This is a genomic window from Sphingomonas sp. AP28 (assembly GCF_056680455.1).
In genome coordinates this window covers 4,073,470-4,089,506 of record NZ_CM155283.1, presented here as the reverse complement: position 1 = coordinate 4,089,506, position 16,037 = coordinate 4,073,470, and the positions used below count along the sequence as shown (strand labels likewise).

The following is a 16,037-nucleotide window of genomic DNA, read 5'->3' as shown; positions in this document are numbered from 1 at the left end:
CCGCGGGGCTAGCTGCGAATCGGGCAAGGCGGAGTCAGCCGCAGATCAGTTCGCCTTATCCGGCGGAACGATCGGAAGCGGCAGCGGGGCGACGGGAACGCCCTCGTCGACCAGCGCCTTGGCTTCCGCGAGACTGGCCTGACCGTGGATCGTCGCGTGATTCTCCTCGCCGAGGTGCATCGCGCGCGCCCGGTCGGCGAACGCGGTGCCGACCCATTCGGAGGTTTCCAGCGCCTTGGCCTGCCGCGTCGCGAGCATCTTCATCGCCGCCTTGATCGCGTCGGGGGTTGGCGGCGGCGGCTTGCTGTTGCTCTTCGCGGAGATAGCCGGTGCCATGACCGCTTTCGTTACCGTGGCGTCGTCGCAGATCGGGCAGCGGACATGGCCGGAAGCGCGCTGGCTTTCATACGCCGCGCTCGATCCGAACCACGCCTCGAACACATGGCCGCCGCTGCACTTCAGGTCGAAGACGATCACGAGACGGTAAAAACTGGCGGGATCGTGCGACGGTGCGCGATGACCGGGATACGCGAGCGGACCTGGTCGATCCTTGCAAGATCGATCTCGGCGAATGCCAGCCCCGCGGCCTCTCCCATGTCTAGCAGCACATCGCCCCAGGGATCGATCACCAGCGAATGGCCGTAGGTCTCGCGGCCATCCTCGTGGACGCCGGTCTGCGCCGCCGCGACGACGAACGCGCCCGCTTCGATCGCACGGGCGCGCAACAGGACGTGCCAATGTGCCGCCCCCGTCGGTCGCGTGAAGGCGGCGGGGACAGACAGGATCGTCGCGCCGGTATCGCTCAGCGCGCGATACAGGTCGGCGAACCGGAGGTCGTAGCAGATCGATGCGCCGACCTTGCCGATCAGCGTGTCGACAACGGTCGCGCTGTCGCCGGCGACGTAGGCGGAGGACTCGCGCCAGCTTTCGCCGGACGAGAGATCGACGTCGAAGAGGTGGAGCTTGTCGTAGCGCGCGCGGATTGCACCGGTAGGATCGATCACGAACCCGCGGTTCGCGAACTTGCCGTCCGGGCGGCGTATCGCGAGCGAGCCGAGATGGACCCAGATGCCCGCGGTCGCCGCGGCGCCGCGCACGGCCGCGAGCACGAGGTCATCCTCTTCGGACGCGATCGACGAGGTAGCGCGGGACCGGTCGCGATCGATCAGCCCCGACATCTCGGGCGTGAACAGCATGGCTGCCCCGTCGGCGCCAGCCTGCGTTATTGCGTCGACCAGCGTCGCGGCGTTGACGGCGGGATCGGTCCAGCTCGTCATCTGGAGGACGCCGATCTTCGGCATCAGGCGAGAAGCGGGTCGAGACCACCCCTGGCATCGAGCGCGGCCAGATCATCCGAACCGCCGATATGCTTGTCGTCGATGAAGACCTGCGGCATCGTCATGCGACCGCCCGAACGCTCGACCATCTCGGCCTTTTTCGGACCTCCCATGGTGACGTCGAACTGTTCGAATTCGACCTCCTTGGAGGCGAGGAGCTTCAGCGCGCGCGTGCAATACGGGCAAAACGCCTTGGTGTAGATTTCGACTTTGGCCATGAGCGGGAAATGTGGTCTCGGTCCGAACTTGTCAATCGTCGGCGGCGGACGAAAGGACGCGGGCCCAGCACAGGATCGTGACCGACCGGGCGCCCGCCTTCACCAGCACCCGCGTGCAGGCGTCGGCGGTCGCGCCGCTGGTGTAGATGTCGTCGACCAGCGCGATCGTCCGGCCGCGGATCGCCGCACCGGGCAAGACCGCAAACGCGCCCGCGACGGCCTTGGCGCGCGCCCGGCCGTTCAGCCCGCGCAATATGATCGTCCGGCGTGGGCGAACGAGCGCGTCGCGATCGCACGACAGCCCCGAACGCTTGGCAAGCGCATCGGCGATCAGCGTCGCCTGGTTGAAGCCTCGGGTCCAGATCCGCCACCGGTGGAGCGGGACCGGCAGGAGCAGGTCGATGTCGGCAGGCAGCAACCGCACCATCTGGCGCGCCATCGTCTCGGCAAACGCGATCCGCCCGCCATATTTCAATCGCAACGCGAGATCGCGTGCGATCGGGCCGTAGGCGACGGCAGCGCGGACGCCGGCGTGGCGCGGCGGTTCGGCGATGCAGATCGCGCACACGGCCGCCTCCCCGCGGTCGAACGCGAAGGGACGGTTGCACCCTGCACACCACGGCGGCCCCAGAAAGCGCAAGCCTGTCCAGCAGGTCGCGCAGAACCGGTGGTCCTCGGCGACCGGGGTGCCGCAACCGGCGCATCTTGGCGGCAGCGCGATGCCGGCGATGTAACGGAAGGGGCCCAGTATCCTCATCCCGGTCCCTGTTCCAAAGGTACGAACCCTTGTCGGACGCCGGCGATCACGGCACAAGCGGAGACGTGTCCGATATCGTTTCAGAAAATTCCGCCCCCGAGATCTTCGACCGCGCCGCGCGCCGCATCCGCCGGGACCGTGCCGCAAAGGGGTATGCCGAGCACGACTTCCTGCGCGAGACGATGCTCGACGGGATCACCGAGCGGCTCAACGCGGTGACGCGCGACTTTACCGACATCCTCGATCTTGGCTGTTTCGACGGCGCCTTCCCCCCGCCAACGGGAGCGCGTGTGGCACGATGCGATGCGGGGTTCGACTTCGCTGCCAGGGCGAACGGCGTCCAGGCGGACGAGGACAGGCTTCCCTTCGCCGACGCATCGTTCGATCTGGTGGTGAGCGCAGGCGTACTCGATCAGGTCAACGACCTCCCTGGCGCGCTCGCCTTGATCCGCCGAGTATTGCGCCCCGACGGCTTGTTTCTCGGCGCGTTCGTCGGTGCGGGAAGCCTGCCCGCGCTTCGCAGCGCATTGCGACTTGCCGAAAGCGAGCGCCCCGCTGCGCGACTCCACCCACAGATCGACGTGCGATCCGCCGGCGACCTGCTGATGCGCGCCGGGTTCGCCTTGCCCGTGGCGGATGTCGAGACGCTCGACGTCGGCTATCGCGATCTGGGACGCCTGTTCGGTGATCTGCGGGGGATGGCGTCGGGCAACATACTGGCCCAGCGCCAACCACTCGTCTCGGCTACCGTTGGACGGACCGCCGAGGCCTTCGCCAGCGCGGCAGACGATCGTGGCCGGACCCACGAGAAATTCCAGATCGTGTTCCTGACTGGCTGGTCCCCCGATCCGTCGCAGCCCAAGCCGGCGCGACGGGGTAGCGCCACGGCGTCGCTAGGTGCGGCGCTAGGGCGTGCGGATCACGACAAAGCCTAGCCTAGCCGATCATCCCGTCGCCCTGGGCACCGCGAGCAAGGATCGCGCCCATTGCCTCGAACAGCGCGTCCATCGCGACCGGCTTGAAAATTACGTCGTCCGCGCCCGCCGTCAGACAGCGCTCGCGCAAGTCCGGTGCGATATCGGCGGTGACGACGATGATCGGGACATTGGCTTTGGCGTCACCCCGAGCACGAATATACTGGATCGCGGTGATGCCATCCATGCCCGGCATCCGTAGATCGACGAGGATCATCGCGAACTCGTGCTGATCGAGAATTTCGAGACCGCGTTCCGCGCTTTCAGCCTCGACCATCGATACACCGGCGACGTCGAGCATATCCTTGACGACGCGCCGGTTCATCCGGTCGTCCTCAATGAATAAAACGTTCACCGCAGACCCCATTTTATGCAGATCAAATAAGGGCGTGCACTGGTCATATAGCGGCCTCTACGCCTCATGCAGCATGCGATACAAGGTCGAGATTGGAGCCATCTTCAAATACTGTGTTGGCGAACATCATCGCGATCAACGCGCCACCGCTTACCGGCTTTGCGACGACCCGCGTGATGCCTGTCCGCAGCAGTTCCTCGCGCTCCACGTCCGCAGCGACCGGCCAGAGCAAGGTCGTTTCGGCGCCCGCGACAGAGGCAGTTTGGGCGATCCGCGTCAAACCGCCGAGAACGTCATCACTAGCGCGCGCCGTCGCATCGTCGATCAGAACGCGCGTGATGTTTCCGTCAACGAGGCGTGCGACAGCATCCTCGATCGAGGATGCAAAAGCGACCGGACTGCCATGAGGTGCGAGCAGCGTCCTAAACATGCTGCGCGTGATCGGATTGCGATCCACTATGAGTGTGCTCGGCACTGTTTTCACGGCCCTCATCTCAGGCATCGCCGCGTCGGCCCGAACCAACGGTAGGACGAGCGTGAAGGTCGCCCCCTGCCCCAGGGTGCTGCTGACGGACACGTCACCGCCCATCGCGCGCGCGAGATTGCGACAAATCGACAAGCCCAATCCGGTACCACCGAATTGGCGTGTCGTTCCGGCATCTGCTTGGCGGAACGATTCGAAGATCTCCTCGATCTTGTCGGCGGGAATGCCGATCCCCGAGTCGGTAACGGCAAGGAGCAAGCGGTCGTCGTCGCCGACGTCGATGCTCAGCCTGACATGACCCGCCTTGGTGAATTTCAGAGCGTTGGACAGCAGGTTGAACACGATCTGGCGTACCCGCGCGGCGTCGCCCAGGATCATCGCGGGACAGCCCCCCATATGGACGGTGAACAACAGGCCTTTTGCCCGCGCCTGCTCCTCCCACATCCGCGCGGCATCGGTCACGGTCGCACAGATGTCGAACGGCGCGGATTCGATCGTCAGGTTGCCGGTCTCCATCTTGGCAACGTCGAGGATGTCGTTGACGAGCGCGCGCATCGTGATCCCCGCGCCGTGCACGACGCCAAGCCGGTCGCGCGTGGCGGATGGAAGCTTCGGATCCGCCAACATCACCTGCGTCATCCCGAGAATACCATTCAGCGGCGTGCGAATTTCGTGACTGGTCGTCGCCAGGAACTCGGTCTTGGCGGCCAGTGCCTTACCCAGTGCGCTGTTCGTGGTCGCGAGATCGTCGTTGGCGGCGCGAACCTGATCTCGGCTGCGACGGATCGTAACCAACCCGATCGCCAACAGCGCGATAACGACCGCAACCGCCGCTCCTGTCCCGACAAATATATTGCGCTGCGTCTGCGCCCGAGTGCGCTCGAAGGCGATGCCCCGCTGCAGATCGCTGGCCTTGAGCTGGCTGATCCTCAACTCTTGGTTGGCGAAGTCGAACCGTGCTGCCATCAGCGCAGTCTTGGTGTCGGTTGCGAGCTTGGTACCCGCGTCGTCAAGCCGCTTAAGCGCCTGGAGCTGGACGAGCGCCGCTCGTGAATCGCCTGCCTTTGTGAAAATATCATAGGCCGTCATATGAGCATCGTAGTACGCAGTGTCCGTTGTCGTCGGATTTATTCCCGCCAATGCGTCTTCGATCAGCCGTTGCGCGCGCGGTACGTCACCATGCTGTAGCGCAGATTGAGCGGCGGTTGCAGTGAGACGTCCGGCAAGGCTAGTATCGGTTGGGTCGGCAATCGCCCGTCCGCTCGCAATCGCCCGGTCCGCCGTTGCCAAATTGCCCAGTGCCAGCTGAACGCGGGCGATATTCATGTAAATGAGTTCCAGCAGGTTCTTGCTGTTCAACTGCTTCGCCAGGTCGAGCGATTTCTTAAACTGATCAGCCGCCTTCTTATATTGCTTATCCTGCGCGAGGACCAAAGCCCTGTTGTTGTAAATCGACACGGCGATATTTGCATCAGCGTGGTAAATATCCAGCGCTTGCTGATAGTATTTATCCGCAGTGTTCGGATCTTTGGCCTCGGTGTACAGCATTGCGATAAACACCAAGGTACGCGATTGTCCGCGCGCATCCCCGAGCCTGCGATAAATTGCAAACGCCCGCTGGTAGTCGATCAAGGCACTGCCGGCGCGGCCTTGCGAACTGTCGAGCCAGCCCATCGAAATCAATAAGTCGGCGTGCAGTTTCGATTGTGGATGGAACGTCTTTATCGCGGCAAGCGCACTGCGGATCGGTGCGTCGGCCCGGTCGGTATCGTTAGTCCGGAGATAGGATTCTCCCTGCAGCCATCGTGCCGTCGCGATCGCGACGCCGCGGGCCCTCAGGTTGACGATCTTTGCAGCAAGGTGTTCGGCAGCGACCGCTTTTGGCAGTGCCTTGGCGGGATCCACCAACATCGTGGCATTCACATCGGCGACGGTATTTTCGTATCTAGCGGCAACGCTATCGCTTTCCTGACCGGCGGCGGATTGTGCCGATACCGCCGGGCCGATCATTGCCAAAATTACGGTAGCAACAGCTACGATCCAGGGTTGCGGCATTGCGGTTAGGCACGCTTCCAAACGGTGACGAGCCGATTGAACGGCGCGCGCATATCCGCCGCCATGGCCTGATACTTACCATCGTCGAGGAAGTGGATCAGCGCATCAAGGTTGATGGGCCGACTGATCAGGAAACCCTGGATCATGTCGCAGCCCATTACCGACAACAATGCCATTGCCGCCTGACTCTCCACGCCCTCGGCAACGACTTCCATCTCGAGCGCATGGGCGAGATCGATCGTCGACCGGACAATCAAGGGATCGCGATTCGAGCTGGTCAGTTGCGTGACGAACAGCTTGTCGATCTTAAGTTCACGTGCTGGCAGTTGCTTTAAATACGCCAACGACGACAAGCCTGCGCCATAGTCGTCGATCGCGATGACGATTCCGATATCCGCGAAGATCTTGAGGTTGGCGATGGCACTTTCCGGGTCACGGATCACCGACGTTTCGGTGATCTCGAACCCGAGTTGCGCGCCACTTGTCTGAACCAGCGCGCAGGCGCGGCGAACGAACCCTTTGTCCGCCAGCAACGCCCCCGCAATGTTGATGAAGATCCGTAGGTCGTGGCCGCCGGCGGCGAGTGCCTTCTGGTCCGCGATCGAACGACGAATTGTCCACAACGTCAGCGCGACGATATCTCGAGATTCCTCGGCCAAGGGGATAAAGTCGTTGGGCAGCACGAGCCCGCGTGTCGGGTGGTTCCAGCGGACCAATGCCTCGACACTCGTGACTTCCTGGCGACGTAGGTGAACCTTTGGCTGATATTGAAGGAACAACTCCTCCTTCTCGATCGCGCGCGTAAGGTCCAGCGACAGTTCCACACGATCCATCGCCGCCGGAGTGCCGGTCACATCGCGCGCGATCGCGATGCGTTCGTCGCGCGCTTCTCGCAACGCGTGTTCGGCCTCCTCGATTAGCAGCACCTCGTCGCGGTGCGCAGACGCGGCGGCTGCGCCCAGTTGAACGTGGATGACGTAGGATTCGCCGTCGATGTCGAACGGTTCCTCGAACGAGACCTCCAACGCGGCGATCGCGACGTCCAACGCCAGCCGTGCCTCGCTCTCAAAGGCGATTTCCGCCGTGTCGCGTCCCGCAACCATTATCCTGGCGTCAGGCAATGTATCTGCGATCCGCGCTGCCACATCGACGATCAAGGTATCCGCTCTTGGACGTCCCAAGTGCCGGCGCAAAACGGAAAAATTCGAGATTTCGGCAAGTACGAGGAACCGCCACGAAGCTTGTGATGCCTTGAATATTACGTTGCGCGTACGCTCGACCGACGCGTCGACATCCAGCAGCCGCGTCGCCGCAAAGTGCGGGATGGCTTCGAACTGACCGTGCGGAATGTCCCTCATTCCTGACCGGATAGCTCGCAGCCATAAACATACCCTTAAGCGCCTAGCACGGACGCGCTCAACAAAGATGGTTAACAAATTACAAAAGTTATTGTTTAACCCCGCGGTAACCTATATTCCGGACGTGCACCTCGTGGTGCTAATTAGGGAGAAAAACATGCTGAATCTTCTGATCTCGCTGGTTTACGGCCAGAACATTCGCCCCTGGTGAATGTTAAATCGGCTCGAACACTGACGCGTTGAATAAGAGCGCGTTCGGTGTTCGAGCCGACACTTTAAAGAGTTAATGTTTCAGCGATGGGACGTCACTGTCGCGGTTTGTCGCTTGCTATTACGTCGTCGCGACATTCCAGAGCGTCGTGGCCGTCCGAGTCTGGTTTTGCGGATACGGTCGATGGCGTTCGTCGCTAGTGCAATTGCGGATGCCGATCCGCCAGACATCCGTTACGCGGTAACGACATCCCTCCGCGCACGAGCGGGCACCGGGTTCGAGAACCGCATCGAATCGTCGATCGAACCGAACTTCAGCGCCAGCACGTCGAGAGCGTAGTTCTGGTTCAACTTCCAGGGCTTGCGTTCGCCCTGCGTCGGCAGCGCCGCCGCCGCGCGCTGGACGTAGCCTGAGGTGAAATCGAGAAACGCCTCGCTCTTCATCGTCGGATCGTCGTTATACGGTGTCGCCTGGCGCAGCCCGCGCTTCGCCATCGTGTTCAACAGCCGGCACATGTAGATGGCGGTCAGGTCGGCTTTCAGCGTCCACGACGCGTTGGTGTAGCCGAAGGTCGAGGACAGGTTCGGCACGCCGTCGAACATCATGCCCTTGTACTGGAGCCGGCCGGCGAGTTCGATCGGCTTGCCGTCGATGCTGAACGCGACCCCGCTCATCAATTGCAGTTCCAGGCCCGTCGCGGTGACGATCACGTCGGCGGGCAGGTCCTTGCCCGAATCTAGGTGGATGCCGGCGGGCGTAATCCGCGCGATCGTGTCGGTGACGATCGAGGCTGTGCCAGCGTTGATCGCGGCGAACAGGTCTCCGTCGGGGACCAGGCAGACGCGCTGGTCCCACGGATTGTAGCGCGGGGTGAAGTGCGTCGCGACGTCATAGTCGGGGCCGAGATGATCGCGGACCATGCCGATCATCCGCTCCTTCACTTTCTCCGGCCGTTTCCGGGCCATCCGGTAGAAAACCATCCCCATCAACACGTTCTTCCACCGCGTGATGCCGTATGCCGCCTTGGCCGGCAGTTTCCCGCGCAGCCAGTTCGCGACGCCGTCCTCGCCGGGTCGCGCGACGATGTACGTTGGCGAGCGCTGGAGCATCGTCACATGCGCCGCAGACTTCGCCATCGACGGGACCAGCGTCACGGCGGTCGCGCCGCTGCCGATCACGACGACTCGCTTGCCGCTATAGTCGAGGCCCTCGGGCCAGAATTGCGGATGGACGATTCGCCCGGAGAAGCTCTCCGCACCTTCGAACTCGGGCGAGTAAGCCTTCGCGTAGTTGTAATAGCCTGCGCACATCGACAGGAAGTTGCAGGTGAACGTGACTTGCGTGCCGTCGGGCCCGGTCGCTGCGACGGTCCAGCGGGCATCCTCGGTCGACCACGCCGCCGACTTGACGTGATGGCCGTAGCGGATTTTTCCGTCGATTCCGTAGGCTTGCGCCGTTTCTTCGACATAAGCGCGGATCGAGGGGCCGTCGGCGATCGACTTGGCCGCCGTCCAGGGGTGGAAGACGAATCCCAGCGTGTGCATGTCCGAGTCGGAGCGGATGCCGGGATAGCGGAACAGGTCCCATGTCCCGCCCATCGACTGCCGCCCCTCGAGGATCATGTAGCTGCGATCGGGACAGCGCGTCTGGAGGTGATAGCCGGTGCCGATCCCGGAAATGCCGGCGCCCACCACGATCACGTCGACATGTTCGGTCATGCTGCATCCTCACGCCCCGGCGTTACGCCGTAGGTTTCATAACCGAACCTATCCTGTTGTGATCTTTACTCAATAGTCCTTCGTATATTTGACGCTCGCGCTCTGCCCACCGCTCGATCCGGCCGCCGACAACAGGCTCAGCGCCTTGGTCAGTGCGATCTCCAATTGCGTTGAAGTGAAGCCCTTCGCGTCGGTCACGATCTCCACATAGATGTTCTTCGTGATGTACTTGCCCGCAGCGAGGCTCGTCCCACGCCCGGTCGCCTGATCGGCACCGAGCACGCGCAACCGGTCGAACCCGGTCGCCGAGCGCAGCTTGCCGAGCGGGTTCAGACCGCCGCCGCCCGACCCGCGCAGCGAGTTCAGAGCAGACGCCAGCTGGATCGCCTCGGTGGCCGACAGATTGGCCGGGCTCGACCCGAACAACAGGCGGCTGAGCACCTCGTCCTGCGGCAGCACCGGCGTCGACGTGAACGCGATCTGCGGCTTCTGGCCGGTCCCGGTGACGTTGATGACGACGGTGATGTCGCTGGTCGTGGTGGTCGCCTGGATGTTGATGTCCGGATCGGTCAGCGCGCCGCCGCGGAAGCGGATCTGCCCCTTGTTCACCTCGAACCGCTTGCCCGAGAACGAATAGGTGCCGCGAACGATGTCCAGCCCGCCGGTAACGATCGGCGCGGCGGACGTGCCGCCGATGTGCATGTCCATCTCCCATTCGGATTCGAGGCCCATGCCCGAGACGAACAGCTGGTTCGGCGCACGGACGCGGAGGTCGAGCTTGAACTTGCCAACCTCGGGCACCTGCGAACGGTCGGTCGAGACCGGCGTGCGGATGTCGCTCTTGCGACGAACGCCGGTCAGTTCCGGAACCTCGGCCTGACCCTGGCGGATGATCTGGTAGCGGGCCTCGGGGATCTGGAGATCGCCCTGGATCAGGCCACCATTGCGCCCGTTGGTGAGGTGGACCGTGCCCGTCGTGGTCGCGCTGATCGCGTCGCTCTTGGCGAGCTGCGCATTGTTCAGCGTCGCGCGGATGTCGATGGGGAAACCGCTGTCCGCCGCGAACCCGATCGTGCCCTGCGCTTGCACAGTGCCGTCGCCGGCCTTCGCATTGAGCTGGGTCAGCTGCAACTCGGTGTTCGAGAACCGCCCGGCGATCCGCATCTGCGACAGACGCGTGCCGTAGGTCTCGTTGTCGTAGGTCAGGTTGTCGGCCCGGACGACGCCGTTCAACTGCGGCGCGGACAGGCGCCCGGAGAAGTCGGCGGCGACCGCAATCGGCCCCGACAATTGCTGGTTCGGGATCGCGGCAAAGCTGAACAGCACCGCGGATGGGCCGTTATAGCGGATCCCGCCCGACAGCGGCGCGGCCATCAGGCGCGTGCTCCACGAGCCACTGCCAGCCGGGAGCGGTCGAAGGTTGGCGACCATCCGGCCGATGACCGACGTCCCGCGACGAACCAGCGCACGACCGGTCGCACCGTCGCCGCCAAGCGTCCCGGCGAACACGATGTCGACGGGGTCGGAGACGGCAGCGAGACCCGAGCGCGTGAAGTTGGTGACGGTCACGCGCGCGTCCGCGGTCGGCAGCGCGGCCGAATTCGCCTGCGAGAAGTCGAGGCTGCCGGTCGCCTTGCCGCCGATCCCGAGGTTCGGGACGAGAGCGGAGAGCGTCGACAGGTCAAGGCGATCAAGCCGGACCTGCGCGTTCGTACCGCGGCCGTAGCTGCCGGCCAAGCGCGCCGAGCCGCCCCCTGCACCACCGAAGTCGATCCGGGTCGGCGACAGGCGATACTCGCCCTTCACCGCCTGGATGCGCGCTGGATTGACGGTGCGGAAGTCGATGCCGTTCGCCTGCCCCTGTGCGGCGACGAGGTAGTTGTTGGGGCTGAGCTTGGCGTTGACCGCTAGGCGGAACGGGACACCGTTCGAGCCGGTTAGCAACGCCTGCGCAGTGCCGTTGCCGCCGACATAGTTCACCTTCGCGCGCGCCGCCGAGAGGACGATCGCACCATAGCGCATGTCCGCGACCTGCGCATCGGCGACGATCTGCGGCGTCGGCGTCAGCACCGCCGTAGCGTTGACGATCGCACGGCCGATGGTGAAGTCGACCATGCCGGGGATCTTGGCACCGTTGGCGCGCGCGGCGACGTCGGCGCGCTGGTACCCGCCCTGGTTGGCGAGGCGGACATTGGCCGACAGACCCTGCCCAGCGAACTGGAGCGCGCCCGTGAACGGGCCGGCCGCGGTTTGGACGATCCGGCCGCTGCCGACGATCCCGGCGAACACCACGCGGCGCACGTCGACCGCGAGTTGCGCGCCCGGCTTGATGAGCACGTCGGCGGTGAATGGCCCGTAATTGGTGCCGCCGCTCGCGGTGACGGCATAGGCACCGCCACGGCCGACGATACGCGCGTTGAGATTGACGAGGCCAACGCCAACGCCCGGCCGCGGTGCACGCAGGACGACGACGGGAGCCGTCGCGCTGCCCGTGACGCGGGCGGACAATGGGCCGTAGGCGGTCGAATACGCATCGGCATTCACCAGCACCGCGCCAGTGGCCGGATCGAACCGGCCCTCGCCGCGCGTGACTCGGAACTGTGGCGCGTTCATCCGGAGATTGCGGAAGGTGACGATGCCCTCGGGGCTGTAGCCGATGTCCGAACGGACGATCGCGTTGCCGCCGAGGAAGCTGCGCGCGCCTTCGTTGAAGATCTGCGAGGTCTGCGCGACGACGCGGCCGGTGATCCCGAAGCCGCCCTTCGGCCCCGGTACCAGCTTGGCGTCGGTCGTCAGGTTGACGATGCCGATCCCGTCGACGCGGTAGTTGTTAATCCGCCCCTTGAGCGCGCCGGTGTAGCGCCCGGTCGCCATGTTCGCGACGACCACCGCGGTCGCATCGATCTTGTCCGAGCGGATCTTGAGGTTGTCGGACAGGACGTTGACGCCCGAGATCGCGAAGTCGCCGTCGATCGCGACGTTAGTCGCGAGACCGCCGACCGCCGCGTTCAGGCCCGTCACGCGACGTGCGCGCGCCTTGACTGGCACCAGGATGCGGTCGGAGTTCACGCGCGCGAGACCCTCGGCGTAGAGGTTCTCGACGCCCATGTCGCCGAACGCGATCGTGGCGGCGCGGACCTTGTAGTCGACCGTCGGCGTCGCGAATGCACCGTCGAGGACGACGCGTGCCGTGACATCACGACCGCGCAGGTTCGGCAGGATTGCGCCCGGCGTCAGCAGCTTCGCGTTCACCGCGAAATTGCCGAAGCGGCTGTTCGCGAGATCGATCAGGCCACCGGCGTCGACCGCGAGCGCGTCCGACTTCAGCGTCATCCGCGTGTCGGCCTTGCGGTCGTTGAGCGTGGTATCGATCGCCACGTCGAGCTGTGGCGACGTCAGGCGCTCGACCGGACCTTCGAGATACAGGCCGGGACGCGTCGAACCGCGCACTTCGATATGACCGTTCTTGGCGGTCAGCCCGAGGTTCGCCAACGGTCCGCCGCCGAGCGTCGCGACGGCGCGACCCTGCCACGAAGCCCAGCTGCCGCGACCATCGACGGTTGCCGTCAACGGTGCCTTTAACGCCCCCATCGTCGAGACGACGCCGCCTACCGGCGCGGTCAGCTTCAAATTGACGTCGAGCTTGTTCTGCTCGGGCACGGCGTCGAGCTTCAGCACGAGGCGGTCGCCGCCAGCGATGCCGGGGCCGGTCAGCGCGGTCGCGTTGGTGGTCAGCTGCGCGCGCTTGTCGGCGATGTGCACCGCGCCGTCGATCTTGACGATATGCGTCTGGCCGGTGACCGGCTTGGCGATCAGGAAGCGATCGATCACCAGACGGTTCACGTCGATGTCGAGATCGGGCAGCAGCGGCGCGTTGGGGTCGGTCGGCGTCGCGTTGAGCACCGGGCGACGCTGCAACGTGACCAGCGGCGTGGTCAGCGAGCGCACGTCGACATGGTCCTTGGCGAACGCGAACGGGCGCCAGTCGACGGCCAGCTTCGGGCTGGTCAGGAAGACGCCCTTGGGATCCGACACGCGCACGTCGCTGAGCGTCATCGCGCCATAGATCGAGCCGTCGATCCGACCGACCTTGATGTTGAGACCGGATGCGGTGGTGTAGCCGCCGACCTGGTCCGCGACGAGGCGCCGACCCGGATCGGTGTTGATCCCGAACAGCACGATCAGGACGAGCGCAACGAGGCCGACGATCAAGATCGCGAGCCATTTCAGGATGCGCTGCCATAGCGGGCGACGTTCGACGACGATCGTTTCGGGCGTCGTCTCGACGTGCGGAGTGCCGTTTTCGGCCATCAGAATGCCTGCCCGATCGAGATGTAGAGGGCGATCTTGCCGTCGCCCTCGCGTGGGTTCAGCGGGGTCGCGACATCGAAACGCATCGGGCCGAAGCTGGTATAGAAGCGCCCGCCGATGCCCGCGCCGTAGCGTAGGGACGACAGGTTCGGCGTGCTGCTCTCATAGCTGTTACCAGCGTCGATGAACGGCACGATGCCGAAATCGCCGAACCGGTAGCGTGCCTCGAGCGCGAATTCGTTGAGCGAGCGCCCGCCGACCGGATCGCCGTTGGGATCGAACGGCCCGAGCCGCTGGTAGCCATAGCCGCGCACGGATCCGCCGCCGCCGCCGTAATAGCGCCGCGATGGCGCAAGGTCGTCGCGGGAGACGCCCTGGATCGAGCCAGCCTTGGCGCGCCCGGCGATGACGATGCTGCTGGAGACGGGGTAGTAGAACGTCCCCTCGATCATCGTCCGGATGTACGGCTTCACCGAACCCTGGACCGAGGTCTCGGGGCTGAGGTTCAGCGTCAGGCGATAGCCCTTGGTTGGATTGAGCAGGCTGTCCGAGCGATCGAACTTCACCTGGCCCGGCAACGCGACGATGCCGTAGGTGCGGCGGACGTTCTCGCCGCGACCGAAATCATAGACGCTCTCGTTCGTCCCGACGAGCTCGCCACCATAATAATAGGTCAGCGGCTTCTGCCAGATCGGCGTGGAATCATAGCTCCAGCGAACGCCGACGCTGGTCGTGAACGCGTCATAGGCATCGTAATTCGAATGGTTCGCGCCCGCAGTCAGGCTGAACGTCTTGTCGCGCTTGCCCGCGTTCGCGCGGCGGAACGTGCCCGACAGGCCCTGCTCCTGCGTACCCGCGATCACCGACGCGATCAGCGCGCCCTCGTACGGGAACAGGTTGCGGTGCTGCCACGTACCTTCCGCGCGGAAGCCCTGCCCGGTCGAGAACCCGACATTGCCGCCGAGCGACCGCGGCTTGCCCTCACTCTGGCGGACCAGCAGGTCGACCTGCTCGGTGCCATCGGGGTTGATCGTGCCAGTGCGCACCGGCTCGACCGACACGGTCGAAAACAGCGACGTCGCGACCAGCGCATCGCGCAGATCGTCGGTCATCCGGTTGTCATAGAGTTCGCCCGACTTGAACCGCGGGAACAGGTTCAGATGCTCGAGGTTGAAGACCGGATCGCCTTCGGTGCGAAGCTGGCCGAACGATGAACGCGGGCCGGTATCGACGGGCAGCGTGTACGCGCCGGTCGGGGTCTGGTCGTCGAGCAGGATGTCGCGCTCGCCGACCTTGACGAACGGATACCCCTGCTGCGGCAGCGTCAGGCTGACATTCGCCTCTGCGCCCTGAATCCGCGCGGCCTCGATCGGATCGCCGACCTTGAGCGGTAATTGCGTGCGGACGAGGTCGGGCGGGGTCGTCGCGTCCGCCTTCACGGTGATCGACGACAGCGAATAGAGCCGGCCGGGTTGCGCGCTGACGGTCGCCTTCAGCCGCGCGGGCTTGGTCGTGTCGGCGTCCGGGATCGTTTCGATCGTCGAGATCGCGGTCGCGTCGTAATAGCCGAGCGACTTCAGCAGCCGCACCGCGAGCGCCTCGTCCTCCCGCGCACGCGCTGCGACCTGCGTGGCGTTCGCGGCCTTCCCCTTGCCCTCGGCCAGCGCAGACAGCGCCTTGTATTCGCCTTCGAGTCCGTCGCCTGCCTTGTCGAGACCCTTGGTCGCGGTCTCGTAGCGGATGTCGGGCGCGTCCTTGTCCTTGATATCCGCCGCGGTCTGGAGCGGGGTCGTGTCGAAACTCGACAGCGGGGTCAGTGGCTGCGCGAGTTGCGGATCGTTCGGGCCGGTCGGCGGCAGGACGTCGCCCGCCAGCGTGGTCGCGGAGGTCGTCGCGGTGGCAGGTGTCGCGGGTGCCTGGGTCGTGGGAGCAGGCAGCGGCGCCATCGCTTCCAATGGCGCGTTCAGGTTGCCGCTCAACGGCGGCAAGGCGCTGTCGAACTCGGCGTCGGGCACGATCGGCGCGTCGGAACGCGGATCGTTCGACTGCGGCTGATCGCTTGGCTTGGGTGCATCGGGACCCTTGGCCGGGGCGGTACCTGGCTTCACCAACTGCGCGGAACCGACGCCCGCCAGCCCCGTTGTCGACGCTACCCACGCCAGAGCGAGCCAATAATGCCGGCTGTTAGAAGCTGTCACACGATCCCCTTTACAGGCAGCGATCGTGCTCGATTCACCCCCATCTTCGTCCACGTAACGC

11 protein-coding genes are annotated in these 16,037 nt (G+C 64.7%); 1 reads left to right on the top strand and 10 read right to left on the bottom strand.

Annotated elements, in window-relative coordinates:
- Nucleotides 1–45: 45 nt before the first annotated feature.
- The 4 genes from AC1MH0_RS18990 to AC1MH0_RS18975 are packed head-to-tail and all read right to left on the bottom strand — an operon-like array spanning nt 46 to nt 2,312.
- Nucleotides 46–477: a DUF1178 family protein gene (locus tag AC1MH0_RS18990; RefSeq protein ID WP_480964052.1), complete on the bottom strand. Its 432-nt coding sequence runs from the start codon at nt 475–477 to the stop codon at nt 46–48.
- On the bottom strand, nt 474–1,301 hold the full coding sequence (locus AC1MH0_RS18985) for a carbon-nitrogen hydrolase family protein (RefSeq protein ID WP_480964051.1): 828 nt from the start codon (nt 1,299–1,301) through the stop codon (nt 474–476). Before AC1MH0_RS18985 ends, AC1MH0_RS18990 begins: the two co-directional genes overlap by 4 nt.
- Nucleotides 1,301–1,555: a glutaredoxin 3 gene (gene grxC / locus AC1MH0_RS18980; RefSeq protein ID WP_480964050.1), complete on the bottom strand. Its 255-nt coding sequence runs from the start codon at nt 1,553–1,555 to the stop codon at nt 1,301–1,303. The genes AC1MH0_RS18985 and grxC overlap by 1 nt, the downstream gene beginning before the upstream one ends.
- Before the next feature lie 31 nt (nt 1,556–1,586).
- The gene (locus tag AC1MH0_RS18975) at nt 1,587–2,312 is read right to left on the bottom strand and encodes a ComF family protein (RefSeq protein WP_480964049.1); all 726 of its coding nucleotides are present in this window, start codon (nt 2,310–2,312) and stop codon (nt 1,587–1,589) included.
- Nucleotides 2,313–2,386: 74 nt separating this feature from the next.
- Between AC1MH0_RS18975 and AC1MH0_RS18970 the strand changes: the two genes are divergently transcribed.
- Entirely contained in the window at nt 2,387–3,247 is an 861-nt protein-coding gene (locus AC1MH0_RS18970) for a class I SAM-dependent methyltransferase (RefSeq protein WP_480965789.1), read from the top strand.
- A gap of 1 nt (nt 3,248) precedes the next feature.
- Here AC1MH0_RS18970 and AC1MH0_RS18965 read toward each other — a convergent pair whose 3' ends face one another.
- The 6 genes from AC1MH0_RS18965 to AC1MH0_RS18940 all read right to left on the bottom strand — a co-directional run bounded on the left by AC1MH0_RS18965 (nt 3,249) and on the right by AC1MH0_RS18940 (nt 15,976).
- Nucleotides 3,249–3,641 carry a response regulator gene (locus AC1MH0_RS18965; RefSeq protein WP_480964048.1) on the bottom strand — a complete coding sequence of 131 codons (393 nt, stop codon included), beginning with the start codon at nt 3,639–3,641 and terminating at the stop codon, nt 3,249–3,251.
- A gap of 64 nt (nt 3,642–3,705) precedes the next feature.
- On the bottom strand, nt 3,706–6,135 hold the full coding sequence (locus tag AC1MH0_RS18960) for an ATP-binding response regulator (protein WP_480964047.1): 2,430 nt from the start codon (nt 6,133–6,135) through the stop codon (nt 3,706–3,708).
- Nucleotides 6,136–6,185: 50 nt separating this feature from the next.
- Complete coding sequence (locus tag AC1MH0_RS18955) at nt 6,186–7,337, bottom strand: EAL domain-containing protein (RefSeq protein WP_480964046.1); 1,152 nt, start codon at nt 7,335–7,337, stop codon at nt 6,186–6,188.
- A gap of 645 nt (nt 7,338–7,982) precedes the next feature.
- Nucleotides 7,983–9,467: a flavin-containing monooxygenase gene (locus tag AC1MH0_RS18950; protein WP_480964045.1), complete on the bottom strand. Its 1,485-nt coding sequence runs from the start codon at nt 9,465–9,467 to the stop codon at nt 7,983–7,985.
- Nucleotides 9,468–9,536: 69 nt separating this feature from the next.
- Nucleotides 9,537–13,778 carry a translocation/assembly module TamB domain-containing protein gene (locus AC1MH0_RS18945; RefSeq protein WP_480964044.1) on the bottom strand — a complete coding sequence of 1,414 codons (4,242 nt, stop codon included), beginning with the start codon at nt 13,776–13,778 and terminating at the stop codon, nt 9,537–9,539.
- Entirely contained in the window at nt 13,778–15,976 is a 2,199-nt protein-coding gene (locus tag AC1MH0_RS18940; RefSeq protein WP_480964043.1) for an autotransporter assembly complex protein TamA, read from the bottom strand. Before AC1MH0_RS18940 ends, AC1MH0_RS18945 begins: the two co-directional genes overlap by 1 nt.
- Between the last annotated feature and the right edge of the window lie 61 nt (nt 15,977–16,037).